The following is a 25374-nucleotide window of genomic DNA, read 5'->3' as shown; positions in this document are numbered from 1 at the left end:
CGACCCAGCTGACCGGGCGCAGATAATGGCGCAAATGCTTGCTCAAACTCTCACGGCGGCGCCCGTCAAAGGCCGCGCGCAGATGATCCAGCGGCGCCCGCGCCTCATCGGCCTCGTCCCAGCGCCCCGCAATCGCATCGGGCGGGTTCAGGTTGCCCGGAAAGATCACGATCTTGGTGCGGTCCGGGATCTTGGCCTCGCGGAAATAGTTCAAAGGAAAGTTCGGCACGCATTGCATGCGAAAATGTGCTAGCCAGCCTTTGGGCCAGAACTTGACCCCACCGGGCGCATTGCGGGTGACGAAGCGCTGTTCATATTTGTATTTATCCGCCGCCCCCTGCGGATCGGCGCGGAAAATATCCTGCAAGGGCTTCAGCTTGCCCACGCGCATCCGATAAACCGATGTCTGCCCCATCTTTTCAAACGGCGTATTGGGGTTCAGCCCCAAAACCGTATCATCCGGATCGCCATAGCTAAAGAAATCGTCAATGCTGTCGGTGATGATCACGTCAAGATCCAGGAAAAGCACGACGCCCCGAACATCCCCCAAATCGCCCCATAGGCGGGACTTGGGCCACTTTCCCTTGGTCTTGACCGGCGCCTCATAAGAGAACTCGGGCAAAGGGCGCACAGCGACATCAGGATGCAGCCCCTCACCGTTATCCGTAAAGCAAAACAGCCGGAACGGCGGCGTGATATTTCGCGAGATCATCCCGTGAAGGCGATTGACGAATTCCGGGCCGAACTTGTCGCCCCATTTGATGCAGATGATCTGCTTGACCTGACCATTGCGGCCGTCACTTACCTCGTCACTCATCGGGACCTCGCCTCTTTAGGCGCGAGTCTTTCACAGCGTCAGCGCAGAGACAAGCCGCCCTCTGGGCAATCAGCGACCTTCCCGGCAAAGCCCTGCCAAATCCGCTTCAAGCGCGGATCCCTGAAATCAACTCCCAGCAGCCTTCTCAGCGCACAGGCGCTTTCTTCATCACCCAAATACCCAAACTCAAATCCTAAAAAATGCCGGGGCCAGCTTCAGCGCGGCCCCGGCCATATCTCAGCGCTTTCGCGACGCCCGGATCAGTTCCAGGATATCGCGCGCGGCGCTTGGAATATTCGTCCCCGGTCCGAAAATCGCCTTCACACCCGCATTTTTCAGGAAATCGTAATCCTGCTGCGGAATGACGCCGCCGCAGATGACCAGGATCTCCTCGGCGCCCTGATCTTTCAGCGCGGCGATCAGCTTGGGGGCAAGGGTCTTGTGGCCGGCGGCCTGTGACGAGATGCCCACGACATGAACGTCATTGTCGATCGCGTCCTGTGCCGCTTCTTCAGGGGTTTGAAAAAGCGGGCCGACATCGACGTCAAAGCCGATATCTGCAAAGGCGGTGGCAATGACTTTTGCGCCCCGGTCATGACCGTCCTGACCCATTTTGACCACAAGCATCCGCGGGCGGCGGCCCTCTTCCTCGGCAAAGGCTTCGACGTCTTTTTGGATCTGCGCGAAATCGGCATCGCCTTCATATGCGGCGCCATAGACCCCGGCCAAGGTTTTCACCTCGGCACGGTGGCGGCCGAATTCATCTTCCATGGCCATGCTGATTTCTCCGACTGTGGCCCTTGCGCGGGCTGCCTCGACCGCTGCTTCCAACAGATTTCCGCCCGCGCGTGCGCGGCGGCCCAATTCGGCCAGTGAGGCCTGACAGGCCTGCTCGTCGCGGCTGGCACGGATCTGTTGCAGCCGCGCGATCTGGTTGTCGCGCACTTTGACGTTGTCGATATCCAGGATGTCGATCGCATCTTCCTGCGCCAGGCGGTATTTGTTGACGCCGACGATGACCTCTTCGCCACGGTCGATCATCGCCTGACGGCGCGCTGCGGTTTCCTCGATGCGCAGCTTTGGCATCCCCGAGGCCACTGCCTTGGTCATCCCCCCCATGGCCTCGACCTCTTCGATCAAGGCCCAGGCCTTTTCGATCAATTCGGCCGTCAGGCTTTCGACATAGTAAGACCCCGCCAAAGGATCGACGACATGGGTGATGCCGGTTTCCTCTTGCAAGATCAGCTGGGTGTTGCGCGCGATACGTGCGCTGAAATCGGTGGGAAGGGCGATTGCCTCATCCAGCGCATTGGTATGAAGCGATTGGGTTCCGCCAAGTGCCGCAGCCATTGCCTCATAGGCGGTGCGTACGACGTTGTTATAGGGATCTTGCTCTTGCAGGCTGACCCCCGAGGTCTGGCAATGCGTGCGCAGCATCAGTGAGCCCGGCTTTTTCGGCTGAAACTCGGTCATGATGCGGTGCCACAGGAACCGCGCGGCACGCAGCTTGGCGGCCTCCATGAAGATATTCATCCCGATCGCGAAAAAGAACGACAGCCTTCCTGCGAAAGCATCGACATCCATTCCCGCATTCAGCGCGGCTCGGACATATTCGCGTCCATCGGCCAAAGTATAGGCCAGCTCTTGTACCAGGTTCGCACCCGCTTCCTGCATGTGATAGCCGGAAATCGAGATCGAGTTGAACTTGGGCATCTCATTGGCGGTATATTCGATAATATCCGCGATGATGCGCATCGAGGGTTCGGGCGGATAAATATAGGTGTTGCGAACCATGAACTCCTTGAGGATGTCATTCTGGATCGTGCCCGACAGCACCGCGCGCGAATGGCCCTGTTCTTCACCTGTGACGATGAAATTCGCCAAAATCGGGATCACCGCGCCGTTCATCGTCATCGAGACAGATACTTTGTCCAGCGGGATGCCATCGAACAGGATCTTCATATCCTCGACCGAATCGATCGCGACGCCAGCTTTGCCGACATCCCCTTCGACACGGGGATGGTCGCTGTCATAGCCGCGATGGGTTGCAAGGTCGAAGGCGACCGAGACACCCTGCTGACCCGCGGCCAATGCCTTTCGGTAAAAGGCGTTGGATTCCTCGGCCGTCGAAAAGCCCGCATATTGGCGGATCGTCCATGGGCGACCGGCATACATCGTGGCGCGAGGTCCGCGGGTGAAAGGGGCAATACCCGGCAATCCTTGCAGATGGGGCAAGCCCTGGACGTCCTCTTCGGTATAAAGCGGTTTGACCGTAATCCCCTCTAAGGTCTGCCAGTCAAGTGTGGCGGGATCGGCGCCTTTCAGCTCTTTGCTGGCCAGCTTGCGCCAGTCCTCCAACGAGGGTTTCGCATTCTCGGTCATGTTGCATCCTTTCCCCTGCCGACATCGCCCCTATATGAAGGGGGAAACGAGGCGGTGATGAAGTTCAGTCGATTGATTCTGTTTTGTGCGGTCCCGCTGGGGGCCGCGATGGGCGACCGGCCGGCGAATGACGGTCGCGGCACGGGTTTCGTGCGCACGACCATTGGCGAGGACAGTGCCAGCGATCCCGTCGACGCGCCGCTTAGCGCGGGCGAAATCGAAATCCTTGATGCCAGCGAGGTCGAACCGGGTGCATATCTGTGGAAGGCGCGCCCAGTGGTGGTCTTTGCGGATTCGCAACAAGATCCCGCCTTCATCGACCAGCTCAAAATGCTGACCCGCGACCCCGCACCGCTGTTGACGCGCGATGTCGTGGTGATCGCCGATGCCGATCCTGCTGCCAATTCGGCCTGGCGGCGCAGCCTGCGCCCCGAGGGGTTTTCGCTGGTTCTGGTCGATAAGGACGGCCAGGTCAAACAGCGCAAGCCCGCGCCCTGGTCGGTGCGCGAAATCACCCGTGCCATCGACAAGACCCCGCTGCGCCGGCAAGAGATCGGAGGCGCGGCGCTGGTTCCATAGGGCAGGCTGCATTTAACCTTGTTGCAGCGCAACATATTGCGCGAAGCCCAAAGGCGCACTACCTTGTTCATGAAGGAGCAGGTTTTGCTGCCCTGAAAGGAGCCGAAAATGCCCAAGTCGATGATCTCGCCCAAGACCGACCTGCGTGCTGCGGCCCCGGCTGATGGCGCGATGCCCAAGGCCGGGCGCGCCAGACCGGCCTCGGCGACCGAAAAACTGGTCGAGCGGCTGGCGAAAGCCCGCACCGCCAATGAAATCACCAATGCGATCGGTTTGCGCCCCATCAAAGGCCGCTCCGGTCCGAAGATCGCCTATTAAGGCGCTCGCGCAGATCTTTTAGCTCGTTGGGCAGGGTTGCGGTGATCTGCGCCTGTTCCGCTTGTGCGGCATTATCCATCAATGCCGCAATCGCTGCGTCGCCGCCATCCAGCTGGGCCGACAGCAGGATCATGGCATAGCGGCCTGCCTCAAGCGCCTCATCACTTAACGCCAGATAATCCGCCATCATTTGCGCTGCGCGTTCCGCGTCTTTGCGGGCAAGCGTCTGCACATCACTTGCCAATGAGGCCATGATTGCCAGCAGCCGGTAATAGATCACGACAGGGTCAATGACGGCGGCTGGCAAGACGTGGATCTCGGCGATGACGGCGCGAAAAATGCGGTCATTGGCCTCGCTGGGGATCGAGGGGATATAGCCTCCGCGCCGCACCCGCTCGACGATCTCGACGCTGGCCTCGAAGGAGAGCTGCTGGTTTTCCAGCGCGACGACATGGGCACGAATCTCGGCCAGAATAGCGCGCTGTAAATCATCGACCCTTTCGCCACGCAATTGCGCGGCAATGCGCCGGTTTTGTCGCCCATTATAGATCCAGCCGCCCATCGCGACACAGGCCGCGACGAGCGCGCCCTGAACCGCAGGGTTGATCCATTCATCAATGGGCGAGGGCATCGACCGTCCCCTTCCTGATTGGCGGCTTGCCCCCTAAAGCCCGCATCGACACGGCCCATGCCCTGCAAAAGGGCAGGAAGGGGCTGGGTGCGATGCGGTTGGGGGCGGGCATGATGGGCTTACTCGAATTCGATGATCACATCATCGACCTTCAGGCTTTCACCCGGCGCAGCATTGACGGATTTCACCACGGCCCGCCGCTCGGCGCGCAGGATGTTCTCCATTTTCATGGCCTCGACCGTGGCCAATGCCTGGCCTTCCTGGACCTCGTCGCCCGCGACCACATTGATCTTCACGACCAGCCCCGGCATCGGGCACAGCAGGAATTTCGAAGTGTCGGGCGGCATCTTTTCCGGCATCAAACGCGCCAGTTCTGCGGCACGCGGGCGGCGGATATGGGTAATCAGATCAGCCCCGCGCAGCCGCAGCCGAAAGCCCGAGCTGGCGCGTTCGACCTTCATGACCAAAGGCGTGCCATCGACGTTGACATGGGCAAGAGACTGCCCCGGCAACCAATCGCTTTCGACGCGCAGCTTGCGGTCCTGGATTTGAACCGTCGCGCCGGCTTTGTCGGCCGTGATGCGCACGGGGATTTCCTGTCCCGCAAGGGTGGCGACCCAATGCTCACCGACATGGCGTTCGTGATTGTCGAGCCGCCCCGAGATGCGCGCCCGCCGGATCTCGGCGACCCGGAACATGGCTGCGGCCGCCGCGGCCACGCGCTCGATCTCGGCAGCAGACAGCGTCGCGCCAAGAAAGCCCTCGGGATATTCCTCGGCGATAAAGGCGGTGGAAATATTGCCGGAAGTGAAACGGGGATGGTCCATCACAGCCGAAAGGAAGGGCAGGTTGTGGCCAATGCCCTCGACCTCGAACTCGTCAAGCGCCTGACGCATCGCATCGACCGCCTCGGCGCGCGTTGGCGCCCATGTGCACAGCTTGGCGATCATCGGGTCATAGAACATGCTGATCTCGCCGCCCTCAAAGACGCCGGTATCATTGCGCACGGCAACCGGGCTGTCCTGACCCTCGCTGGCGTTAACCCAATTGCCCGAGGCCTTCAGCGGCCCTGCCGCCACCTCGGCTGGCGGGCGATAGCGGGTCAGCCGCCCGATCGAGGGCAGGAAATTGCGATAAGGATCTTCGGCATATAGACGGCTTTCAATCGCCCAGCCGTTGATCGTCAGATCCTCTTGCGTGAAGGGCAAGGGCTGGTCATCGGCGACGCGGATCATCTGCTCGACCAGATCGACACCTGTGATCAGCTCGGTGACCGGATGCTCGACCTGAAGGCGCGTGTTCATTTCCAGAAAGTAGAAATTCCGCTCGGCATCCACGATGAACTCAACCGTGCCAGCCGAGGTATAGCCTACGGCTTTCGCCAAAGCGACGGATTGCTCGCCCATTGCTTTGCGCGTGGCGGGGTCAAGGAAGGGCGAGGGGGCCTCTTCGATGACCTTTTGGTTGCGGCGCTGGATCGAGCATTCGCGCTCGTGCAGATAGACGCAATTGCCCTGTTTATCGGCAAGAACCTGAATTTCGATATGGCGTGGCTGGGTGACGAATTTCTCGATAAAGATGCGGTCATCGCCAAAGCTGTTGGCGGCTTCATTGCGCGAAGATTCAAAGCCCTCGCGCGCCTCTTGATCGTTCCAGGCAATGCGCATGCCTTTGCCACCACCGCCCGCGCTTGCCTTGATCATCACCGGATAGCCGACCTGCTGGGCAATCTTCACGGCTTCTTCGGCATCGGCGATCAGGCCCATATAGCCCGGCACCGTCGAGACGCCTGCCTCTTGCGCGATCTTTTTCGAGGTGATCTTGTCGCCCATCGCCTCGATCGCAGAAGAGGGCGGCCCGATAAAGGCAACGCCGGCAGCTTCTAGGGCTTCGGCAAATTTGCGGTTTTCGGACAGAAACCCATAACCGGGATGGACCGCTTCGGCGCCGGTCTGGCGCACGGCCTCCATGATCTTGTCAATGACGATATAGGACTGGTTGGCGGGCGAGGGCCCGATATGCACCGCCTCATCAGCCATCCGCACATGCAGCGCATTGCGATCCGCGTCAGAATATACGGCCACGGTCGCAATCCCCATCTTGCGGGCGGTCTTGATGACGCGGCAGGCGATCTCGCCACGGTTGGCGATCAGGATCTTCTTAAACATGTGCGACTCGAGGATGGGGCCGAAACTGCGGCGTTGAAATAGAAAACGCCGCCCCCGCAAAAGCGGAGACGGCGCTGATTTTTTCAGACTGATAGGAAGTATCAGTAGCCCGAGCAGACGCCTGCGTCGTTGCAGAGCGCGCCAAGAGCCGCACCAGCAAGTGCGCCTTTGGTTGCGTTGCCGTCGAAGGCTTTTGCAGCAACTGCGCCAGCGCCGGCCCCGATGGCCGCGTTGCGGACGTTCGGGCTGATCTGCTGGCCCGGCTGGCAAGCAGCCAAGGTCGAAGCGACCACGAGAAGAGCCGAAAGACGGAAGAAGTTACGAGTCTGCATATTAGACTGCCTCTGGTTGTTTGTCCCGCCGATGCCATCAGGAACCGGAGAGGATGGTTAGTCAATTCCTCTCCAATCGCATAAGTTCCCTCGCGAGCCAACTGAAATGGCCGTGAAAATGAAAGCTTCGGCAAAGACATGCGCATCAGTCGTCTGCGTTCTCGTCGTCGAAATCCTCATCATCCCAATCATCGCCGAATTCTTCGTCCCAATCGAAATCAGGCGGCTCGGCGGCGAAAAGCTCGGGAAAATTGGCTTCGGCCTTTTTCATGTCGACGCGCAGAAGTTGCTCATAGCTGGTGGGGTTTAGCTTTCCCACGGCCACAACCTCGCGGCCCAGCAGCCATGACAGGCGGCCGCCGTCCAGGTTGCCCCGTTCAAAGGGCTCGTCACCGAAATGGTTGATCAAAGCTGCCAGAAAGCCTGCATCCGCGCGCTTGTCGGGCGGCAGGCGGTCACGAAAGCGTTCGCGTGCGATCAGCTTGGTCGCGCCTTTCTTGTTGGCGCGCCGAATCGTGAACTGGAAATCGGTCGAGGGAAGACGTCCGGGGAAACCGCGGTGTTTCAGCATGATGCGACCTCCATCGGGGCTGCGATCATGCACGCGCGCGCTAAGACACCCTTAGCATAAGGCGCGGGAATGCGCGGACGAACGGGCCGTCCGCGCAGGCCAAGATTAGTTGGCGCCGAACTTGCCCTTGTAGACAGGCTCAGTGGTGACCGGAGCCGGAACGATGACTTCTTCGGTTTTGGGTGCGCAAGCTGCGGCAAAGCCAACGAGTGCGAGAGCGAGAACAAGTTTCTTCGACATAGAGAAAAACTCCTGGTGCGCGGGGATTGATGACCCCAGCTGCTCGGTTTCTTACCGGAAGCGACATGCTTCCAACGGGGCATCTTAGCGATCGTATCGATCGCCAGACAGGGACCGGCCAGAGAGAGGGCAACATGCCTCTTGCTCTGTGGCAGGCCTGCATCAGTGGCGCTGGGTTGCGACATCACCATGGTCTCCATTCGCATGTGTCCTTGTCTGCCGGAACAGAGAAGGATTCGAAAATCTGAAGGACGTCAGGGTCATATGACCCGAACTCGGATTGCCGGTCAGCAAGGCTGATCACAATCTGTTCGGGTCGCTTGGCCGATTTCAGAGCTTCGGGCAACGCGATATTCGTGCAAATCCAGACGATATCGTCATGAATCGGGTCTTTCAGCAGGGCATCGGGCGCGGCTGGCAAAAGTTCGCCGTCATCTTCGGATAAAGTCAGGCCCAAACCTGCATCCGCTGCCTCTTCGGCGCCGGGGATGGTGATGACGGGTTGAAAGTCGAATTCGGCAGGGTCGATCATGCCGCTATCCGAGCCGTCATCCAGATAATCTCCCGAGGAATCCGTGCCCTCATCCATGCTTTGCGTGTCGATATCCTGATGCTCGGGGCTTTGCGCCGCCAAGCCGGGCTGGCCGTTTTCCGGCAGATCTTCCTCGATGAAGTCGGTGGCCGAGCCCTCGGTCGAGGGAACGCGCTTTGACAGATCTGGCATCACAAAGCGAAAGCGCTGGGTCAAACCGTAATCTCCGACATTATCTTCGAGCTTTTCCTGAAGGTAGACTTGGGCGCCCGAGGGCAGATCGATCAGCGGGGCGGGCTCTGCCGTTGCGGATGTCAGATCCAGACCCACTGAAAACAGCAGGCACAAGATCGGGTAATCAACGGCAGACCGGCTTGTCACAGTGGCGTCACAGCGGAATGTTATCGTGCTTCTTCCAAGGGTTGGTCAGCTTTTTGCCGCGCAGGCTGGCAAAGGCCCGACAGACGCGCCGCCGCGTCGAACGCGGCTGGATCACCTCATCGATAAAGCCCTTTTCAGCGGCCACGAACGGGTTGGCGAAACGGTCTTCGTAATCTTTGGTCCGCGCGGCGATCTTTTCGGCATCGCCCAATTCGCTGCGATAAAGGATCTCGACCGCGCCCTTGGCACCCATCACCGCGATTTCGGCGGTGGGCCAGGCATAGTTGAAATCCCCACGCAGATGCTTGGAGGCCATCACATCATATGCGCCGCCATAGGCTTTGCGGGTGATGACAGTGACCTTGGGAACGGTCGCCTCGCCATAGGCAAACAGCAGCTTGGCGCCGTGTTTGATCACACCGCCATATTCCTGGCTGGTCCCCGGCAAAAAGCCCGGCACATCAACCAGCGTCAGGATCGGGATTTCGAAAGCATCGCAAAAACGCACGAAGCGGGCGGCTTTGCGCGAGCTGTCGATATCCAGACAACCCGCCAGCACCATCGGCTGGTTTGCGACCACGCCGACGGTCTGGCCCTCCATGCGGATAAAGCCGGTGATGATATTTCCGGCATAATCCTTTTGGATCTCATAGAAATCGCCCTCATCCGCGACCTTCAGGATCAGTTCCTTCATGTCATAGGGCTGGTTGGGGTTGTCGGGGATCAGCGTATCAAGGCTGGCCTCGATGCGGTTGGGGTCGTCAAAAAAGGGCCGGGTCGGCGCTTTTTCGCGGTTATTCAGCGGCAGGAAGTCAAAAAGACGGCGGATTTCCGACAATGCCTCGACATCGTTTTCAAAGGCGCCATCCGCGACCGAGGACTTCTTGGTATGGGTCGACGCCCCACCCAGCTGTTCGGCTGTGACGATCTCATTGGTGACGGTTTTCACGACATCGGGGCCGGTGACGAACATATAGCTCGTGTCTTTGACCATGAAGATGAAGTCCGTCATCGCCGGCGAATAGACCGCGCCACCCGCGCAGGGGCCCATGATGACGGAAATCTGTGGCACCACGCCCGAGGCCAGCACATTGCGCTGAAAGACATCGGCATATCCGGCCAACGACGCGACGCCCTCTTGGATGCGCGCCCCGCCCGAATCGTTCAGGCCGATGACCGGCGCGCCATTTTGCATCGCCATATCCATGATCTTGCAGATCTTTTTGGCGTGGGTCTCGGAAAGAGAGCCGCCGAAAACGGTGAAGTCCTGGCTATAGACATAGACCATGCGGCCATTGATCGTGCCCCAGCCGGTCACGACACCATCGCCATAGGGGCGGTCGGATTCCATGCCGAAATCGGTCGAGCGATGGCGGACGAACATGTCGAACTCTTCGAAGCTGCCTTCGTCAAGCAGCAGCTCAAGCCTTTCGCGCGCCGTCAGCTTGCCGCGGGCATGCTGGGCGTCAATCCGGCGCTGGCCACCGCCAAGGCGCGCCTCGCGGCGGCGTTGGTTCAACTCGTCCAGAATGTCCTTCATCGCATCCTCCGTTCGACTGAATGAAGATTAACGTGCAAATGGCGGGTTCGGAAGCAGAAAGCAGAAAATTTGCAAACGCGAGCTGGCTGATGGGCTGCAAAATTGCAAAATAGTTAAACCCGGTCATGCCGTGCTTGACCTTGCGAGGGCGGGGGTACATGCGGTCATTATGGGACTGATCATTGAACTTTCGGCCCTTGTGGCCAATTGGAAAGCACTTGCCGCGCTGGCGCCGACCGCCCGGCCGGGTGCTGTCGTGAAAGCCGACGCCTATGGGCTGGGTGCCGCGCAGGTTGCGCCAGCGCTTTACGAGGCGGGGGCAAGAGATTTCTTCGTCGCTATGGCTTGTGAGGGCAGGGCACTGCGCCCGATCCTTCCATCTGATGCCCGTATCTTGGTCCTCTCGGGCCATATGGAGGGCGAGGATCTGAGCGGGCTTATCCCCATGCTCAACAGCCCGGCGCAGTTTTTCCGCGATCGCGCTCTGCGTCCAAAGGGGCCGTTCGGCATCCAGCTTGATACGGGCATGAACCGTCTTGGCTTTGAGCCAAGCGAATGGGCCGCCATTCGCGACGAGGCTGTGGCCGCAGGGCCGATGCTGATCATGTCGCATCTGGCCTGTGCCGATGAGCCTGACCACGATGCGAATGCCGCGCAGCTTGCGGCCTTTCGCGCCATGACCGACGGCATTGATGCGCCGCGTGCTTTGGCCGCGACAGGGGGCATTTTGCTGGGGCAGGGCTTTCATTTTGATCTCGTGCGCTGCGGTGTCGGTATGTACGGCGCCGATCCGTTCATCGGTGCGCAAAAGGTCGTGCATCTGTCGCTGCCGGTGATCCAGACCCGCGATGTGGCTGTCGGGGAATCGGTCGGTTATGGCTATGCCTGGACCGCGACGCGCCCTTCAAGGATCGCGACCTTGGCGGCGGGCTATGCCGATGGCTTGCCGCGCAGTCTTGCGGATAAGGGGCTGAACTTTTGGGTCGGCGATCAGGCCGTGCCGATGATCGGGCGCGTCTCGATGGATCTGATCACCGTCGATGTCACCGATCTGGCCGAGGTACCTGCCGAGCTGGAACTGCTTAATCAGCGGCAAGGCGTTGACGAGCTGGCGGCCATGTCGGGCACGATCGGCTATGAAATCCTGACAGCGCTTGGCCGACGCTATCCGCGAGAGTGGCGGTGAACCTGATCCGTCTGACGGGTGCTGCAAGTCTTGGGCTAACGCGCGGCTGTGGGCGGATTGCCTGTTTTCTGGGGCGTGGTCTGGCCGGGATTTTCCCGTTAAGGCCTGAACTGCTGGCGCGCCAGATCATGCAGATCGGCTGGCTGTCTTTGCCCGTCGTCGGCCTGACGGCGCTTTTCACCGGGGCGGCACTAGCTTTGCAGATTTATTCGGGGGGCGCACGCTTTCAAGCCTCGGATGTGGTGCCAGCGGTCGTGGCCATTGGCATGGCCCGAGAGCTGGGCCCGGTTCTGGGCGGGTTGATGGTGGCGGCGCGCGTCGCCAGTGCCATCGCCGCAGAGTTGGGCACGATGCGCGTCTCAGAGCAGATTGATGCCTTGGTGACTTTGTCTTGCGACCCGGTGAAATGGCTGGTCTCGCCCCGGCTCTGGGCGGCGGTTCTGACGGTGCCTTTGCTGGTTGGCGTCGGCGATGTCATTGGCATCATGGGCGGCTGGTTGATCGGCGTGAACATGCTGGGCTTTAACTCGACCATCTATCTGGGCCAAAGCTGGGCCTTTCTGCAAAGCTGGGATGTGGTGTCGGGGCTGATCAAGGGCGCGTTTTTTGGCCTGATCGTCGCGACCTCGGGGTGCTGGTTTGGCATGAATGCCGCCGGAGGCGCAGCCGGGGTCGGGCGGGCGACCACCAATGCGGTGGTTGCAGCTTCTATTGCCATTCTGGCTGCGAACTTCGTGCTGACGGGGCTCTTTTTCTGATGGCGCCGCTGATCTCGATCCGAAACCTCAGCAAAAGCTTTGGTCGCAAATCTGTCCTTGCGGGGGTCGATCTTGACGTCGAGGCGGGCCAAAGTCTGGTCGTCATCGGCGGTTCGGGGACAGGAAAATCGGTATTGCTACGCTGTATCCTGGGCCTTGAAACCCCGGATGCCGGGCAGATCCTGTTTCAGGGGGCGCCGCTGAGCGGGCAAAACCGCAAGGCCTTTCTCAGCGGCTTTGGCATGCTCTTTCAGAATGCCGCGCTGTTTGACAGTCTGCCGGTCTGGAAGAATGTGGCCTTTCGCCTGCTTCAAACCATGCCCGCACCCGCCGCCCGAACGCTGGCCTTGGAAAAGCTGGCGCGCGTCGGGCTTGGTCCCGAGGTGGCTGATCTTTTCCCGGCCGAGCTGTCTGGGGGAATGCGCAAGCGGGCAGGGCTTGCCCGCGCCATTGCCGCCTCACCCTCGGTGATCTTTTTCGACGAGCCGACGACCGGGCTTGATCCGATCCGCGCCGCGCGCATCAATGCGTTGATTCGTGGTATTGTCGAAGAGACGGGTGCCACGGCCATCACGATCACCCATGACATGACCTCGGTTCAGACGATTGCGGATCGCGTGGCCCTGTTGGATCAGGGGCGCCTGCGCTGGCAGGGCGATCTGGCTGAAATGTCTGCGGCAAAGGATGAATACCTGCATGATTTCATCCATGGCCGTTGGCGCGACTGAGGTAACAGATGCATGAAATTTGCGCTTTGGCGGCCGTTTTTAGCCAAAGCCACCCCTGACCCCCTTGTGCGAATCCCCCCGCGTTGACACTTTCAAAATGACGCGCCTACCCTTTCGGAGAGAAATTTGGGCCAACCGCCACTGCCAAGTGCAACTGCTACCGCCGGCGAAACTCTGATTGAATTCCCTGACAATCGGTTGTTGATCGATTTGTGCGGACCTCATGACAGACATCTTGCACGTATCGAAGAATCGCTAAACGTCCATGTCTTGCGGCGTGGGAATTTGATTGCCGTCGTCGGTGAAGCCGAGGCGCAGCGCGATGCCGAACAGGTGTTGCGTGCGCTTTATGCGCGCCTCGAACAGGGCCGCAGCGTCGGCCTGCCCGAGGTCGATGCGGCCTTGCGTATGGGGCCAGAGCAGGCCGTCAACCATCCCAGCCCGGCTGCGCAGCTGGAAATGTTCCAGACCGGCCCGATCGAGCTGCGTACCCGCAAGAAATCGGTCGAGCCACGGACCGACGGGCAAAAGGAATATGTCCGCGCGCTATTTGCCAATGAAATGGCCTTTGGCATCGGCCCGGCCGGCACGGGCAAGACCTATCTTGCGGTGGCCGTGGGCGTCACCATGTTGATCGGCGGCCATGTCGACAAGATCATCCTGTCGCGCCCCGCCGTCGAAGCGGGCGAAAGACTGGGCTTCTTGCCCGGTGACATGAAGGAAAAAGTCGATCCCTATATGCAGCCGCTTTATGACGCGCTGAACGACTTTTTGCCCGGCAAGCAGATGCAAAAGCTGATGGAGGAAAAGCGCATCGAGATCGCGCCTTTGGCCTTCATGCGCGGGCGCACCCTGTCGAATGCTTTTGTCGTGCTGGATGAGGCGCAAAACGCCACCACCATGCAGATGAAGATGTTTTTGACCCGCCTTGGCGAGGGGTCCCGCATGGTGATCACGGGCGATCGCAGCCAGATCGACCTGCCGCGCGGTGTCACCTCGGGTCTGGTCGAGGCCGAGCGGTTGCTGAAAGACGTCAAGGGCATCAGCTTTTCCTATTTCACCTCCAAGGATGTCGTGCGCCACAATCTGGTTGCCCGCATCATCGAGGCCTATGACGCGGATGCGGCCGAGGCCTTGGCCCGCGGCGAGGCACGTGACGACCGTATGGCGCATAATCCACGCCGTGCGCCGGGCGGGTCGTTCTCATGAAGATCGACGATTTTTTCGAGGATTCCGATGAGGAAGACCCAGAACCCGTCGAGCTGGTGATCGAGGACGAGCGCTGGCTTGACGCCGATCTGGAGCCATTGTGCCAGCGCGCGCTGGACGCTGTGTCGCAATGGCTGGGTCAGTCGGATCTGAGCATCGTCGTACTGGCCTGCGATGACGCGCGCATTGCCGTCTTGAACGACGAATTTCGCGACAAGCCGCGTCCGACCAATGTGCTGTCCTGGCCCTCAAGCGAGTTTGCAGCCCATGCGCCGGGCGAGCGCCCCGAACTGCCCCCCATGGCAGAGCTGGGCGATATCGCCATTGCCTATGACACCTGCCAGCGCGAGGCCGCTGAGCAGGGCAAGACATTTGCAGATCATGTGACCCATCTGCTGGTCCATGCTATTTTGCATTTGGCAGGTTACGACCATATTGACGATTCTGACGCCGAGACGATGGAAGGCGCCGAACGCGTCATTCTGGCCGAGCTTGGCATTTCCGATCCCTATTTCGAGATTGAAAGATGAGCAGCGACCGAAGTCCTGACACACCCGTTTCCTCTGATCCGGCCGGCTGGGCCGATGGCGTCGGAGGCGACGGGCGGGATCTGCCCCCTTCGCGCGGCCTGTTTGGCCGCCTTTTGGGCGCGTTCAGCGCCGGAGAGGCCGAAGGCGAACATGGCCAAGGCGAAGAAGAGGGGCGCAGCTCTTCTCAGGCCTTGCCGCCCGGGGTCTTGAACCTGCGCCGCCTTCGGGTCGATGATGTGGCCGTTCCCAAGGCCGAGATTTTGGCAGCCCCTGTCGAGATCGAAATGGACGCGCTGGTCGCATTGTTTCGTGAGCAGGGCTTTACCCGCATCCCTGTCTATCGCGACACGCTAGATAGCCCGCTTGGCCTGATCCATCTCAAGGATTTTGCGCTCAAATATGGCTTTGGTGCGACGCCTCCGACGGCATTCGCGCTGCGCCCGATGTTGCGGCCATTGCTTTATGTGCCGCCGTCGATGCCGCTTGGTGTGTTGTTGCAGCAGATGCAGCAAAAGCGCATCCATATGGCGCTGGTTATCGATGAATATGGCGGGGTCGATGGGCTTGTCACCATCGAGGATCTGATCGAGCAGGTCGTCGGCGAAATCGAGGATGAGCATGACGAGGTCGAGGGCGACCTGTGGCATCTTGAACAGCCCGGCGTCTGGCTGATTCAGGCCCGCGCGCCGCTGGAAGATATCGAAACCGTCACCGGCCTTAGGTTGTCGACCCCCGAGGAAGAGGAAGATGTCGATACGCTTGGCGGCCTGATCTTCATGCTGACCGGCCATGTCCCGATGCAGGGCGAGCTGATCCGCCTGGATAATGGCGCCGAGTTGGAAGTCGTCGAGGCCGATCCGCGCCGCGTCAAACGGGTGCGCCTGCGCCTGCCCAGCAACGACGACAGCAATACGGAATCGGGTGAATAGATCCTGAAATCTGCGCAACCGATGCAAAAACAAACGCGCCCCTTGGTTTAGGGGCGCGTTTGTCATTCAAGTGCACTGCTTGCTTGGCCGAAAAGATGCAGGGCTAAGCACCATGCTGGGCTGGGCTGGGCTTTGCTTTGCGGCAATTTTTCTGGGCGGAAATATCCGCTCGCCTATGGCCCGCTTAGCTTAGGCTTTCGAAAGCGGGGGCAGGGCTGATGCGATTGCGCAGGGGCAGGTTATGGCCGCGCGCCTGCAGGCAGGGCCCAGCAAAGGGCGATTCCCATGCCACCGGATTGAAACCAAAGCGGCTGTAGAAATCAGGCTCGCCCAGAACGACCAGATATTGCTCTTGTGCGCGGGCAATCGCCGCGCCGATCAGCGCCGAGGCAATCCCGCGTCTTTGTGCGCGTGGCAAGACCGCAAGCGGGGCCAGTGCCAGGGCTGGATGCTCGGCGCGCAGCCGCGATAGTGCAAGATGGCCCAAAATCGCACCACCGGCATCCGCGACAAGGGAATGCGCCAGATCCCCATCCTCGCGCAGGTTTTGCAAAAGGCGCGCCTCGCGCACGCCGTCAAATGTCTCGGCCAAAAGGGAAAGGACGGAAAATGTATCTCCGGCCTCTTCATCGCGGATCTGAACCTGAGCGTCGAATTTGGTGAAGGATCGCGCAAATCCTGCGGTCACCTGATACCATTCACTGGTCTGATTGCGGGTCTGGTGGGCCTGAAAGGCTGCTTCGTCCAGAAAGACTTCGTCAATTTGCCAGACAAAGGGGTCATCGGTGACCTGGGCATCAAAGCGCAGGCAGCCCAACTCATTGCGCGTCAGGCGAATGTGACGCGGCAAATGGCTACGAATGATGTCAGCCTCGGCAAGCGAAGAGGCGGAAATAGTGCCGCTTAAACCGATCATGGCATTCCTTTGTTCAGTTCACCTGTCATTGCTGGCAGGAGCGTCAGATTGTTGGGCGCGGACAATTGCAGAAAAGTCCGTTTGCATCGCCACAGAGATCAGGTGTTTTTTCCAGCATTGAAGCGCCTTTCGCTTGTGCGAAAGCTGGACCTTGGTTTGGTATTTGCTTCCATCGCCTGAAAAAAAGATCTGTCCATTGCAGATTTGGCAAAGCTGGCCATCATCAAGCTGCAAGATCGCACGGCCTTTACGCCCAGGCGGCGTGGCTGTCAAAGCCATCGCGAGGGCACAGCTAGTCGAAAAACTGAAAGTGATCGCTCACGTGCAAGCTGATGTCAGCTGTTTTGGCGGGCTCGGGCCAATTAGCATCCAGCGCGGCTTGAGGCGTAAACGTGGCCTCCTCTGCCGCTGGCGAGTTAACGCCATCGCTATGAAAGACGAATTGATCGCAATTTTGCGCCTCGGGCTGGGCTGGCACATTCACCGGGACCGGGCGCCCGATCTGATCATCCGAAAACAACGACAAAAACAACATGACAATCCAGAAAACCACGAGCCAATCCGATTAGGCCCCGTTCGCAAAATGGATGAGGCCGGGCAAAAGACAAAGCCAATAGAGTGGCGCATTTGTTTTATATGTTTGGAAAGTCAGGCAGACGCGCTGCGCCTGCGAGAACCTTTTTCAGCGTTGCAGTGCGTTTGCAGGGCAAGGCTCAGGTTTTGTCGGGGTCGTGCAAGACGCGATCGGCCTTGGCGTCGATCTCGCGTTGATCGGCGTCTGACAGATGGCCTGATTTGACCTGTTGGGCGGCACGGGCTTTGGCGTTGCGGGCATGGGCCTTATCCTCAATCGGATATTTGCGACCGGGCAGCGCAAAATCGCTGTCGGGCAAAGCATCGCGTTGGCTTTCGGTGAGTTTGCTCATGTGATCCTCGCTGGTTCATGACCGCTTGTGGCAGTTGGAGGCACGGTTTGATGGCGTGGGCGCGAACAGGCCGGTGTCGAGCGATGTGAAGGGGCAGGCGGCCCAGCCCCTTGAGCTGATATAAGCGCCGCAGCCAGTGAAGCGTTGGGTGACAGTTAAGCGTTGGGTGACAAAGAAACGGGCAAATCCGAATGACGTTCCGTCACAGCCAGGTGATAGGGCCGCCGGCCGATTTTTGACCGGCCAGGTTGCGGATTTGTCTGATCGCTGAAACCGTCATCTCAGCCACGTTGTCTTCTTCGTCCGGCTCAGCTATTTCAGGGGTTGCGGCCATGGTCGCGTCCCTAATCTTGGTTGACTTGAAGGGACGAATCTGGCATATGGGCGCGATCTGCACGGCGTTTTGCGTCGGGCGGGGCTGTTTATTTTCATTCACCCAGTCATGGGTGCGCCGTCCGAAGGCAGGGTTTCGGCCCATCAACACCCGCAGATGCGGGGGCCGCAGGACGCGGAGAAGCAAGGGAAGACCTAATGTTCGCAGTTCTCAAGACGGGCGGCAAGCAATACCGGGTTAAATCCGGTGACGTGCTGCGCGTTGAAAAACTTGCCGCAGAAGCTGGTGACAAGATCCAGTTCAACGACGTGCTGATGATCGGCGCGACCGTTGGTGCACCTTTGGTGGCTGGCGCCGCTGTTCAGGCTGAAGTGATCGACACGATCAAAGCTGACAAGGTCATCACCTTCGTCAAGCGCCGTCGTAAGCACAGCTCGCAGCGTACCCGTGGCCACCGTCAGCAACTGACGCTGGTGCGCATCACGGATCTGCTCGAAAAGGGCGGCGACAAATCCGACGTCAAGGCTGCAATCGGCGCACGTACCGCTGGTTCCCTTGCTGCGATCCAAGCGGCTGCAAAGCCCGCCAAGGCTGAAAAGCCGGCGAAAGAAGCCAAGAAGGACTAATCACCATGGCACATAAGAAAGCAGGCGGTTCGTCCCGCAACGGTCGCGACTCTGCAGGTCGCCGTCTTGGCGTGAAGCTTTATGGCGGTCAGGCAGCGGTTGCAGGCAACATCATCGTGCGCCAGCGCGGCACGACCTGGTGGGCTGGCCAGAACGTTGGCATGGGCCGCGATCACACCCTCTTTGCTCTGACCGATGGTCAGATCAAGTTCCACAAGGGTCTGAAGGGCCGCACCTTTATTTCGGTGCTGCCGGCGAACCTTGAGGCTGCTGAGTAAGCCGATTGTAACACATCAGTGTTAGAGGGGATCGGCGAAAGCCGGTCCCCTTGGCGTTTCAGGGGGCTCTAACTAAATTATTACGTGAGTGGGGAGTGAGGAATATGCAGGAATTAATTGAGGTGCCGCCCGTTACTCAACCGGAGATCCGGACAGAGCGTTTCCTTCTGCGTCCCCTGCGCAAATCTGATTCGGGCCTGATCGCCCATTACACCGCAGATAAGCGTGTGGCTGAGGGGACCCGTTCAATCCCCCATCCTTTGCCGCCAGGGGCCGCCGAGGCCTATGTTGCCCGCGCAATGGCCGAGAACCGCGATGAAGATGTCTGGGCCATCGATGGCAGCAGCAGCAATCTGGCCGAGCTTCTGGGCGTGGTCTCGTTGACGCGCCTCGAGGATCAGCGCTCTGAGCTGGGCTTTTGGATCGGGCCGGGTTTTTGGAATACGGGCTTTGCCACCGAAGCGGTCGAGGGGCTGGTCACCGCCAATCCCCATAAGGACCGCACATTTTTCGCCGAGGCTTTTCAGGACAGCCCAGGATCGGCGCGCGTTCTGACGAATTGCGGCTTTGCCTACCTTGGCGATGCCGAAAGCTGGTCGGTGGCGCGCGATGCGCGTGTGCCGACTTGGACCTATTTGCGGAAAATGGGCTAAGGCCCAAGCGCCAAGGCGCATTTGCCACGGCATCCCAGACGGCATTTAAATCAGGCGCGGGGGTTTCCCGCGCCTTTTTCGTGCATCCGATCAGCGGCGCTTGATGCTGATCGAATTGGATGCCCCGGTGATAACCACTTCGCGCAGGCCCGCCATCGCCTCATGCGACAGCGTAAAGCCCAAAGTGACCCGGTCGCTTTGCGGATTGGCAGGTGCGCTGGCCTCAAAGGTATTCTCAAGCGGCGGCAGGCCAACAAGGCGCAGGCGCAGAACGCCGTTTTCATCGGCGCGAACGCGGCCCTCGGGCATGGGCGTTTCGGTAATCAGCTTCATCGCCCACCAGCCTTTGGTTGCGGGCAGGGCCGTAACCATCAACATGCCGCCTTCATAAAGCGGCTCCCAGCGCGCGCTGATGATCTGGCCTGCGGGCACGCGATTGTCGTTGCGCTCAGAGGGGTAGCCGCCATCGGGATCAAGCGTGGCCGGGGCCTTTTTGCCGCCGCCGAACCAGCCAAGTGGGTTCAGGCCGCTGCCGGCACTGCCCGAGCTGCCACTACCGCTGCCATTACCCCCACAGGCTGCCAGCGCCAGAGCTGCCGTCACCAACAGGCCGAAAGTTCTTGTCCGCATTGCCGCTTCCCCGCCGCTCGCCCTCATTACTTGCGCCATTGATAGGGGAAGTAGGCGGCGCGGGAAAGCCTCTTTGACCTTCCCGCGCAGGCGCGCTATCCCCTTCGGCAGATTTGCGAAAGGAGGCCGCGAATGGCCACTCCGGCATTTGAAGATATCGCCGAAACCTTCGATTTTCTGGATGATTGGGAAGATCGTTACCGCCATGTCATCGAGCTTGGCAAAGCCATGCCCGCCATGGACCCCGCATTGCATGTGCCCGCCACGAAAGTCGAGGGCTGTGCCAGCCAAGTCTGGATCATGCCGCGGATCGAGGATGGCAAATACGACTTTCAAGGTGACAGTGACGCTTTGATCGTGCGTGGACTGATCGCGATCCTGCATGCGCTATACGCACAAGTGCCGGTGGCGGATGTGCTTAAGATCGATGCGGCGGCGGAATTGGGTCGTTTGGGTTTGAACGATCACCTTTCGGCGCAGCGTTCGAACGGCTTGCGCGCCATGGTCGAGCGTATTCGCCAGCACGCAAGCGAGGCCTAAATGCAGCAGGGGGCGGCACAACGCCGCCCCCCACCACCAAATCCGACGCTCGCGCGGCCAGGGGCCCTTAGCCGCCGCGGCGGTGCGAGATCCAACCACCACCCAGCACGCGCGTGCCCTCTTGGGCATAAAAAACGCAGGCCTGACCGGGGCTGACGCCTTCCTCGGGGTCCAACAGCTCGATCTCGCCGCGATTGGGACCAGTTGCGCGTAAGATCGCAGGCTTGGGCGGGCGGGTCGAACGAATGCGGGCGTTGATCAGGATTTCGCCCTCGAACGGGGTGTCACCCAGCCAGTTGACCTCGGTAACGGGCACGATTTTGGTGCGCAGCGCCTCTTTCGGGCCGACGATGACATGGCGAGCCTCGGGGTCAAGTTTGACCACGTAAAGCGGATCACCCAGCCCACCAATTCCCAGACCCCGGCGTTGACCGATGGTGTAATGGATCACGCCACGGTGCTGGCCAAGCACTTTGCCCTCAAGATCGACGATATCTCCGGGGTCGGCCGCGCCTGGGCGCAGCTTTTCGATGACGCTGGCATAATCGCCGTTGGGCACAAAGCAGATGTCCTGGCTGTCAGGCTTATCGGCAATCGCCAGGCCGTATTCTGCGGCCATAGCGCGCGTTTCTGCTTTGCTGGCCAGACCCCCAAGCGGAAAGCGCAGAAATTCCAGCTGCTCGCGCGTGGTCGAGAACAAGAAATAGCTTTGATCGCGGTTGGCATCGGCCGCCATATGCAGCTCTGCGCCCCGATCACCTTGATTGCGGCGGATATAGTGGCCCGTTGCCATGCAATCGGCATCAAGATCGCGTGCGGTTTCCAGCAGGTCGCGGAATTTCACACGCTCGTTGCAGCGGATGCAGGGAACGGGCGTGGCGCCTGCCAGATAGGCATCTGCAAATTCCTCGATCACGGATTCGCGGAACTTGTTTTCGTAATCAAGGACATAGTGCGGAAAGCCAATGCGTTCAGCAACGCGGCGTGCGTCGTGAATGTCTTGGCCCGCGCAGCAGGCGCCCTTTTTTGCCAGGGCTGCACCGTGATCGTAAAGCTGCAGCGTGACCCCGATGACATCATACCCTTCGGCCGCCAGATGGGCCGCAACGACTGAACTATCCACACCACCCGACATGGCAACCACCACGCGGGTCTGGGACGGGGGCTTGGCAAAGCCCAATGAATTCAATGGCGCATCCTGCGCCTGCGTGGGCAGGGTCGGCGTCGACAGTGTCATGGATCATCCTTTCGCAGCGCTTCTGAGCGCCGCATACCCGCTGAAATAGGGAAAAACCTAACTATTCTCAAGGGGAGCGAGGCGCATTTGCCCCCGTAACTTCATCGCGAATTAAGACAAACTGGGCAAAACTGACCGGGTTGAGAACAGGTGGTTTCGATGTTTCTAAGAAAAAGTCCCGGCCCGCGCACGATCACTTTGCCAGATGGCCGCATCCTGACTTTGGCAGATTTGCCCGAACCCAGCACACGCTGGGTCGCCAGCCGCAAGGCAATTGTCGCCGAAGCCGTGGAATACGGCCTGATGACCCGTGACGACGCCTTGGTCCGCTATGGTTTGACCGATGAAGAGCTGGACAGCTGGCTTGCCGCCATCCATCGGCATGGGAAAAATGCACTAAAAGTCACACAATTGCAAAATTTCCGTCAACTTTAGGTTGTTGAGGGTTAACTTGGGGGAAAGGTAACGAGAAATTAACTTCTTGTGCTCAATCTAAGATCTGAACCGCAGAGTTTGAGGACAGTGAAATGCGCATCTTGCTTGTTGAGGACGACCCTAGCACCGCCCGCAGTATTGAGTTGATACTCACCTCCGCCAATTACAATGTCTATCGGACTGACATGGGCGAAGAAGGCATCGATCTTGCGAAGCTCTATGATTACGATCTCATCGTGCTTGATCTTGATTTGCCGGATATGCACGGGATGGAAGTTTTGCGTCAGTTGCGCATGTCGCGAGTTGATACGCCAATCCTGATCCTGACCGGCTCGGACGATACTGAAAGCAAACTGCGTGGCTTTGGCTTTGGGGCCGACGACTATATGGTCAAACCCTTCCATCGCGAGGAAATGATTGCACGTATTCAAGCGATTATCCGCCGCTCTAAGGGGCATAGCCATTCGGTGATCCAAACCGGGCATATCATCGTCGATCTTGATGCCCGCTCGGTCGAGGTGAACGGGCTTCCGGTCAAGCTGACGGGCAAGGAATACCAGATCCTTGAGCTGTTCAGCCTGCGCAAGGGCACGACACTGACAAAAGAGATGTTCCTGAACCATCTTTACGGCGGCATGGATGAGCCAGAGCTGAAGATCATCGATGTGTTCATCTGTAAGCTGCGCAAAAAGCTGTCAGCAGCCTTGAACGGAGAAAACTACATCGAAACGGTCTGGGGTCGGGGCTATGTGCTGCGCGAGCCGATCGTATCCCATAACCGGATGGTCGTCGGCGCCTAAGGGCGCGGGGCTGGCCTGACGGAAACCCCGACTGTGCTGGACAAGCGTCTTTCAGGGCGGCTATCACCTGATGGCATTGGGAATATTGCCCGGTGCCATCAGATGATAACGGCAAAGACAGGGCTTCCCAATGGTCAAGCAAACGGGTTTGACGCAAGAAATTGCGGTTGAGGATCTCGACTATGACGCAGCAGCGCAAGAGATCGCGGCGCTGACCGAGGTGATTGCTCAGGCCAATCTTGCCTATCATCGCGATGATGCACCCAGCCTAAGCGATGCAGAATATGATGAATGCAAGCTGCGCCTGACAGCGATCGAGGCGCGTTTCCCGGAATTGGCTGCCGCCGACAGCCCCAGCCAGCAAGTCGGCGCCACGCCAGATGGTCGGTTCGGAAAGATTCCCCACCGTCAGCGGATGCTGTCTTTGGAAAACGCCTTTTCCGAAGAGGATGTCACCGAATTTGTCCAGCGTGTCAGGGCCTTTCTGGGGCTTTCCCCCAACGCGCCCTTGGCCTTTACCGCCGAGCCCAAGATCGACGGGCTTTCCCTGTCTCTGCGCTATGAAAATGGGGCGCTGGTTCAGGCCGCGACCCGCGGCGACGGCGCTGTTGGGGAAAATGTCACCGCCAATGCCCGCACGATTGCCGATATTCCCCATCAGCTGATCGGCAGCGACTTTCCCGACATTCTCGAGGTGCGCGGTGAAGTTTACATGGGCCACCACGATTTCGAGGTCTTGAACGCCGCCGATCCCTCTCGCAGCTTTGCCAATCCGCGCAATGCCGCTGCGGGCTCTTTGCGCCAATTGGATGCCGCCATCACTGCCGCGCGGCCTTTGCGCTTTTTTGCCTATGCTTGGGGCGAAATCAGCGCGCCTTTGGCGCGCAGTCAGATGGATGCGGTGGCGCGACTTGGGGCACTTGGGTTTCAGACCAATCCCCTGATGCGTCTTTGCCATTCGGTCGAGGATATGATCGAAGTCTGGCGCAACATCGAGCAGCAGCGCGCCTCGCTGGGATATGACATTGATGGCGTGGTCTACAAAGTTGATGATCTGGCGTTGCAATCTCGATTGGGGCTGCGCTCGACAACGCCGCGTTGGGCGCTTGCCCATAAATTTCCAGCCCAAACCGCATGGACGCGACTAGAACGTATCGAAATTCAGGTGGGTCGCACCGGGGCGCTGTCGCCTGTTGCCCGCCTAGCACCGGTGACGGTGGGGGGCGTGGTTGTGTCGAACGCGACGCTTCACAATGAAGATTACATCGCCGGGCGCGATGCCTCGGGCCAGCCAATCCGCAATGGCCGCGATATTCGTGAAGGGGATTGGGTCCAGATCTACCGCGCAGGTGATGTCATTCCCAAGATCGCGGATGTCGATGTGGAAAAGCGCGCGCCCGACAGCAAGCCCTATGGCTTCCCAGATCAGTGCCCGGAATGCGGCTCGGCTGCCATCCGAGAAGAGGGTGATGCGGTGCGCCGCTGCACCGGGGGGCTGGCATGTCCCGCTCAGGCGATCGAAAAATTGCGACATTTTGTTTCGCGCGCGGCATTTGACATTGATGGGCTGGGTGCCAAACAGGTCGAGGCCTTTTATCGCGCCGGTTGGATCGCTGAACCCGCCGATATCTTTACCCTCGAGGCAAGGCATGGTGATGAGCTGCGCGTGGCCGAAGGTTGGGGCGAGAAATCGGCCAGCAATCTGTTTCGGGGTATCGAGGCGCGTCGCAGCATCGGGCTGGCCCGCGTCATTAACGCGCTTGGCATTCGCCATGTTGGCGAACAGGCCGCAAAACTTTTGGCCCGCAACTATCAAACCTGGCTGGCATTTGAGCAGGCCATGACCAGCGCCACGCCAGAGGAGGGGCCGGATTGGCACAATCTTCTGGCGATTGACGGCGTCGGCAAGGTGATGGCCGCGACCCTTGTCACCGCCTTTCATCAAGAGGTCGAGCGTGCGGCGATTGACCGCCTGGTTGCGCAATTGCAGATCCAGCCCGATGACACGCCCGCGCCCGGCAATAGCGAAATCGCTGGTAAGACCGTGGTCTTTACCGGCACGCTCGAGAAAATGACCCGCGCCGAAGCCAAGGCACGCGCCGAGGCTTTGGGGGCAAAGGTGGCGGGATCGGTTTCGGCGAAAACCGATCTTTTGGTCGCCGGGCCCG

At 59.7% G+C, this 25374-nt stretch carries 31 protein-coding genes; 15 read left to right on the top strand and 16 right to left on the bottom strand.

The window, feature by feature from the left end:
• Both RTS12_RS12835 and scpA read right to left on the bottom strand, forming a co-directional pair.
• A partial coding sequence (locus RTS12_RS12835) for a glycosyl transferase (protein ID WP_312529131.1) occupies positions 1–817 on the bottom strand: 817 nt, incomplete at its 3' end.
• Positions 818–1054: 237 nt separating this feature from the next.
• Positions 1055–3199: a methylmalonyl-CoA mutase gene (scpA, locus tag RTS12_RS12830; protein WP_312529129.1), complete on the bottom strand. Its 2145-nt coding sequence runs from the start codon at positions 3197–3199 to the stop codon at positions 1055–1057.
• Between the two features lie 57 nt (positions 3200–3256).
• Here scpA and RTS12_RS12825 point away from each other — a divergent pair, with 57 nt between their 5' ends.
• Together RTS12_RS12825 and RTS12_RS12820 are read left to right on the top strand one after the other, a co-directional pair.
• Positions 3257–3778: a DUF4174 domain-containing protein gene (locus RTS12_RS12825; protein ID WP_312529127.1), complete on the top strand. Its 522-nt coding sequence runs from the start codon at positions 3257–3259 to the stop codon at positions 3776–3778.
• Between the two features lie 108 nt (positions 3779–3886).
• On the top strand, positions 3887–4096 hold the full coding sequence (locus tag RTS12_RS12820) for a hypothetical protein (RefSeq protein ID WP_312529125.1): 210 nt from the start codon (positions 3887–3889) through the stop codon (positions 4094–4096).
• Here the strand turns inward: RTS12_RS12820 and RTS12_RS12815 are convergent.
• From RTS12_RS12815 to RTS12_RS12785, 7 genes are all read right to left on the bottom strand, one after another.
• Positions 4062–4727 (bottom strand): hypothetical protein, encoded by a 666-nt coding sequence (locus tag RTS12_RS12815; protein WP_312529123.1) that lies wholly within the window; start codon positions 4725–4727, stop codon positions 4062–4064. The two genes, RTS12_RS12820 and RTS12_RS12815, sit on opposite strands and share 35 nt — an antisense overlap.
• A gap of 119 nt (positions 4728–4846) precedes the next feature.
• Complete coding sequence (locus tag RTS12_RS12810; RefSeq protein ID WP_312529122.1) at positions 4847–6895, bottom strand: acetyl/propionyl/methylcrotonyl-CoA carboxylase subunit alpha; 2049 nt, start codon at positions 6893–6895, stop codon at positions 4847–4849.
• A gap of 101 nt (positions 6896–6996) precedes the next feature.
• Complete coding sequence (locus RTS12_RS12805) at positions 6997–7227, bottom strand: YMGG-like glycine zipper-containing protein (protein ID WP_312529120.1); 231 nt, start codon at positions 7225–7227, stop codon at positions 6997–6999.
• A gap of 145 nt (positions 7228–7372) precedes the next feature.
• Complete coding sequence (locus RTS12_RS12800) at positions 7373–7798, bottom strand: hypothetical protein (RefSeq protein WP_312529118.1); 426 nt, start codon at positions 7796–7798, stop codon at positions 7373–7375.
• Positions 7799–7903: 105 nt separating this feature from the next.
• Complete coding sequence (locus RTS12_RS12795) at positions 7904–8038, bottom strand: hypothetical protein (protein ID WP_312529116.1); 135 nt, start codon at positions 8036–8038, stop codon at positions 7904–7906.
• A 184-nt stretch (positions 8039–8222) separates the two neighbouring features.
• A complete protein-coding gene (locus RTS12_RS12790) occupies positions 8223–8951 on the bottom strand; it encodes a DUF6497 family protein (protein WP_312529114.1) in 729 nt (242 codons plus the stop codon).
• Positions 8952–8958: 7 nt separating this feature from the next.
• Complete coding sequence (locus RTS12_RS12785) at positions 8959–10491, bottom strand: acyl-CoA carboxylase subunit beta (protein WP_312529112.1); 1533 nt, start codon at positions 10489–10491, stop codon at positions 8959–8961.
• 169 nt (positions 10492–10660) lie between these two features.
• On the opposite strand from RTS12_RS12785, the gene alr reads away from it, so the two are divergent.
• The 6 genes from alr (at position 10661) to RTS12_RS12755 (ending at position 15831) form a co-directional block, all read left to right on the top strand.
• Positions 10661–11677: an alanine racemase gene (gene alr, locus RTS12_RS12780; RefSeq protein WP_312529110.1), complete on the top strand. Its 1017-nt coding sequence runs from the start codon at positions 10661–10663 to the stop codon at positions 11675–11677.
• Entirely contained in the window at positions 11674–12435 is a 762-nt protein-coding gene (locus RTS12_RS12775; protein ID WP_312529108.1) for an MlaE family lipid ABC transporter permease subunit, read from the top strand. The genes alr and RTS12_RS12775 overlap by 4 nt, the downstream gene beginning before the upstream one ends.
• An 8-nt stretch (positions 12436–12443) precedes the next feature.
• The gene (locus tag RTS12_RS12770; RefSeq protein WP_312529133.1) at positions 12444–13163 is read left to right on the top strand and encodes an ABC transporter ATP-binding protein; all 720 of its coding nucleotides are present in this window, start codon (positions 12444–12446) and stop codon (positions 13161–13163) included.
• Between the two features lie 126 nt (positions 13164–13289).
• Entirely contained in the window at positions 13290–14372 is a 1083-nt protein-coding gene (locus tag RTS12_RS12765; RefSeq protein WP_312529106.1) for a PhoH family protein, read from the top strand.
• On the top strand, positions 14369–14902 hold the full coding sequence (gene ybeY / locus RTS12_RS12760; protein ID WP_312529104.1) for an rRNA maturation RNase YbeY: 534 nt from the start codon (positions 14369–14371) through the stop codon (positions 14900–14902). The genes RTS12_RS12765 and ybeY overlap by 4 nt, the downstream gene beginning before the upstream one ends.
• Positions 14899–15831, top strand: a complete 933-nt coding sequence (locus RTS12_RS12755; RefSeq protein ID WP_312529102.1) for a hemolysin family protein — start codon at positions 14899–14901, stop codon at positions 15829–15831. The genes ybeY and RTS12_RS12755 overlap by 4 nt, the downstream gene beginning before the upstream one ends.
• A gap of 184 nt (positions 15832–16015) precedes the next feature.
• Here RTS12_RS12755 and RTS12_RS12750 read toward each other — a convergent pair whose 3' ends face one another.
• From RTS12_RS12750 to RTS12_RS12730, 5 genes are all read right to left on the bottom strand, one after another.
• The gene (locus RTS12_RS12750) at positions 16016–16747 is read right to left on the bottom strand and encodes a GNAT family N-acetyltransferase (protein WP_312529100.1); all 732 of its coding nucleotides are present in this window, start codon (positions 16745–16747) and stop codon (positions 16016–16018) included.
• 18 nt (positions 16748–16765) lie between these two features.
• A complete protein-coding gene (locus RTS12_RS12745) occupies positions 16766–16981 on the bottom strand; it encodes a hypothetical protein (protein ID WP_312529098.1) in 216 nt (71 codons plus the stop codon).
• Positions 16982–17039: 58 nt separating this feature from the next.
• Entirely contained in the window at positions 17040–17300 is a 261-nt protein-coding gene (locus tag RTS12_RS12740; RefSeq protein ID WP_312529096.1) for a hypothetical protein, read from the bottom strand.
• A gap of 160 nt (positions 17301–17460) precedes the next feature.
• Positions 17461–17673 carry a hypothetical protein gene (locus RTS12_RS12735; protein WP_312529094.1) on the bottom strand — a complete coding sequence of 71 codons (213 nt, stop codon included), beginning with the start codon at positions 17671–17673 and terminating at the stop codon, positions 17461–17463.
• 202 nt (positions 17674–17875) lie between these two features.
• The gene (locus tag RTS12_RS12730; protein ID WP_312529092.1) at positions 17876–18007 is read right to left on the bottom strand and encodes a hypothetical protein; all 132 of its coding nucleotides are present in this window, start codon (positions 18005–18007) and stop codon (positions 17876–17878) included.
• Between the two features lie 197 nt (positions 18008–18204).
• Here RTS12_RS12730 and rplU point away from each other — a divergent pair, with 197 nt between their 5' ends.
• The 3 genes from rplU to RTS12_RS12715 all read left to right on the top strand — a co-directional run bounded on the left by rplU (position 18205) and on the right by RTS12_RS12715 (position 19564).
• Positions 18205–18633: a 50S ribosomal protein L21 gene (gene rplU / locus RTS12_RS12725; RefSeq protein ID WP_312529090.1), complete on the top strand. Its 429-nt coding sequence runs from the start codon at positions 18205–18207 to the stop codon at positions 18631–18633.
• A gap of 5 nt (positions 18634–18638) precedes the next feature.
• Entirely contained in the window at positions 18639–18911 is a 273-nt protein-coding gene (gene rpmA, locus RTS12_RS12720; protein WP_312529088.1) for a 50S ribosomal protein L27, read from the top strand.
• Between the two features lie 104 nt (positions 18912–19015).
• The gene (locus RTS12_RS12715) at positions 19016–19564 is read left to right on the top strand and encodes a GNAT family N-acetyltransferase (protein WP_312529085.1); all 549 of its coding nucleotides are present in this window, start codon (positions 19016–19018) and stop codon (positions 19562–19564) included.
• Between the two features lie 90 nt (positions 19565–19654).
• Here the strand turns inward: RTS12_RS12715 and RTS12_RS12710 are convergent, their stop codons facing one another.
• Complete coding sequence (locus tag RTS12_RS12710; RefSeq protein ID WP_312529084.1) at positions 19655–20194, bottom strand: hypothetical protein; 540 nt, start codon at positions 20192–20194, stop codon at positions 19655–19657.
• Positions 20195–20326: 132 nt separating this feature from the next.
• Between RTS12_RS12710 and RTS12_RS12705 the strand changes: the two genes are divergently transcribed.
• On the top strand, positions 20327–20734 hold the full coding sequence (locus RTS12_RS12705; protein ID WP_312529082.1) for a SufE family protein: 408 nt from the start codon (positions 20327–20329) through the stop codon (positions 20732–20734).
• 67 nt (positions 20735–20801) lie between these two features.
• Here RTS12_RS12705 and mnmA read toward each other — a convergent pair whose 3' ends face one another.
• On the bottom strand, positions 20802–21971 hold the full coding sequence (gene mnmA, locus RTS12_RS12700) for a tRNA 2-thiouridine(34) synthase MnmA (RefSeq protein ID WP_312529080.1): 1170 nt from the start codon (positions 21969–21971) through the stop codon (positions 20802–20804).
• Between the two features lie 159 nt (positions 21972–22130).
• Here mnmA and RTS12_RS12695 point away from each other — a divergent pair, with 159 nt between their 5' ends.
• The 3 genes from RTS12_RS12695 to ligA form a co-directional block, all read left to right on the top strand.
• Positions 22131–22406, top strand: coding sequence for a DUF1153 domain-containing protein (locus RTS12_RS12695; RefSeq protein WP_312529078.1), 276 nt, complete (start codon positions 22131–22133; stop codon positions 22404–22406).
• 92 nt (positions 22407–22498) lie between these two features.
• Complete coding sequence (gene ctrA, locus RTS12_RS12690; RefSeq protein ID WP_312529076.1) at positions 22499–23206, top strand: response regulator transcription factor CtrA; 708 nt, start codon at positions 22499–22501, stop codon at positions 23204–23206.
• Between the two features lie 130 nt (positions 23207–23336).
• Positions 23337–25374: NAD-dependent DNA ligase LigA (gene ligA, locus RTS12_RS12685; RefSeq protein WP_312529074.1), on the top strand; the 2038-nt coding region annotated here is incomplete at its 3' end.

This window comes from Paracoccus sp. (in: a-proteobacteria) (assembly GCF_032007265.1).
GTDB lineage: Bacteria > Pseudomonadota > Alphaproteobacteria > Rhodobacterales > Rhodobacteraceae > Paracoccus.
Note: the sequence above shows the minus strand (reverse complement) of the source record. Positions and strands in the feature narration are given on the sequence as shown.

Excerpts from the sequence above, each read along its gene's own strand:
- RTS12_RS12820 (WP_312529125.1), top strand. The coding sequence starts at position 3,887 with ATGCCCAAGTCGATGATCTCGCCCAAGACCGACCTGCGTGCTGCGGCC.
- RTS12_RS12695 (WP_312529078.1), top strand. The coding sequence starts at position 22,131 with ATGTTTCTAAGAAAAAGTCCCGGCCCGCGCACGATCACTTTGCCAGAT.
- RTS12_RS12705 (WP_312529082.1), top strand. The coding sequence starts at position 20,327 with ATGGCCACTCCGGCATTTGAAGATATCGCCGAAACCTTCGATTTTCTG.
- scpA (WP_312529129.1), bottom strand. The coding sequence starts at position 3,199 with ATGACCGAGAATGCGAAACCCTCGTTGGAGGACTGGCGCAAGCTGGCC.
- rplU (WP_312529090.1), top strand. The coding sequence starts at position 18,205 with ATGTTCGCAGTTCTCAAGACGGGCGGCAAGCAATACCGGGTTAAATCC.
- RTS12_RS12800 (WP_312529118.1), bottom strand. The coding sequence starts at position 7,798 with ATGCTGAAACACCGCGGTTTCCCCGGACGTCTTCCCTCGACCGATTTC.
- RTS12_RS12755 (WP_312529102.1), top strand. The coding sequence starts at position 14,899 with ATGAGCAGCGACCGAAGTCCTGACACACCCGTTTCCTCTGATCCGGCC.
- RTS12_RS12795 (WP_312529116.1), bottom strand. The coding sequence starts at position 8,038 with ATGTCGAAGAAACTTGTTCTCGCTCTCGCACTCGTTGGCTTTGCCGCA.
- RTS12_RS12810 (WP_312529122.1), bottom strand. The coding sequence starts at position 6,895 with ATGTTTAAGAAGATCCTGATCGCCAACCGTGGCGAGATCGCCTGCCGC.
- alr (WP_312529110.1), top strand. The coding sequence starts at position 10,661 with ATGGGACTGATCATTGAACTTTCGGCCCTTGTGGCCAATTGGAAAGCA.
- RTS12_RS12805 (WP_312529120.1), bottom strand. The coding sequence starts at position 7,227 with ATGCAGACTCGTAACTTCTTCCGTCTTTCGGCTCTTCTCGTGGTCGCT.
- ybeY (WP_312529104.1), top strand. The coding sequence starts at position 14,369 with ATGAAGATCGACGATTTTTTCGAGGATTCCGATGAGGAAGACCCAGAA.
- rpmA (WP_312529088.1), top strand. The coding sequence starts at position 18,639 with ATGGCACATAAGAAAGCAGGCGGTTCGTCCCGCAACGGTCGCGACTCT.
- RTS12_RS12715 (WP_312529085.1), top strand. The coding sequence starts at position 19,016 with ATGCAGGAATTAATTGAGGTGCCGCCCGTTACTCAACCGGAGATCCGG.
- ctrA (WP_312529076.1), top strand. The coding sequence starts at position 22,499 with ATGCGCATCTTGCTTGTTGAGGACGACCCTAGCACCGCCCGCAGTATT.
- RTS12_RS12785 (WP_312529112.1), bottom strand. The coding sequence starts at position 10,491 with ATGAAGGACATTCTGGACGAGTTGAACCAACGCCGCCGCGAGGCGCGC.
- RTS12_RS12825 (WP_312529127.1), top strand. The coding sequence starts at position 3,257 with ATGAAGTTCAGTCGATTGATTCTGTTTTGTGCGGTCCCGCTGGGGGCC.
- RTS12_RS12735 (WP_312529094.1), bottom strand. The coding sequence starts at position 17,673 with ATGAGCAAACTCACCGAAAGCCAACGCGATGCTTTGCCCGACAGCGAT.
- RTS12_RS12710 (WP_312529084.1), bottom strand. The coding sequence starts at position 20,194 with ATGCGGACAAGAACTTTCGGCCTGTTGGTGACGGCAGCTCTGGCGCTG.
- RTS12_RS12750 (WP_312529100.1), bottom strand. The coding sequence starts at position 16,747 with ATGATCGGTTTAAGCGGCACTATTTCCGCCTCTTCGCTTGCCGAGGCT.
- RTS12_RS12730 (WP_312529092.1), bottom strand. The coding sequence starts at position 18,007 with ATGGCCGCAACCCCTGAAATAGCTGAGCCGGACGAAGAAGACAACGTG.
- RTS12_RS12815 (WP_312529123.1), bottom strand. The coding sequence starts at position 4,727 with ATGCCCTCGCCCATTGATGAATGGATCAACCCTGCGGTTCAGGGCGCG.
- mnmA (WP_312529080.1), bottom strand. The coding sequence starts at position 21,971 with ATGACACTGTCGACGCCGACCCTGCCCACGCAGGCGCAGGATGCGCCA.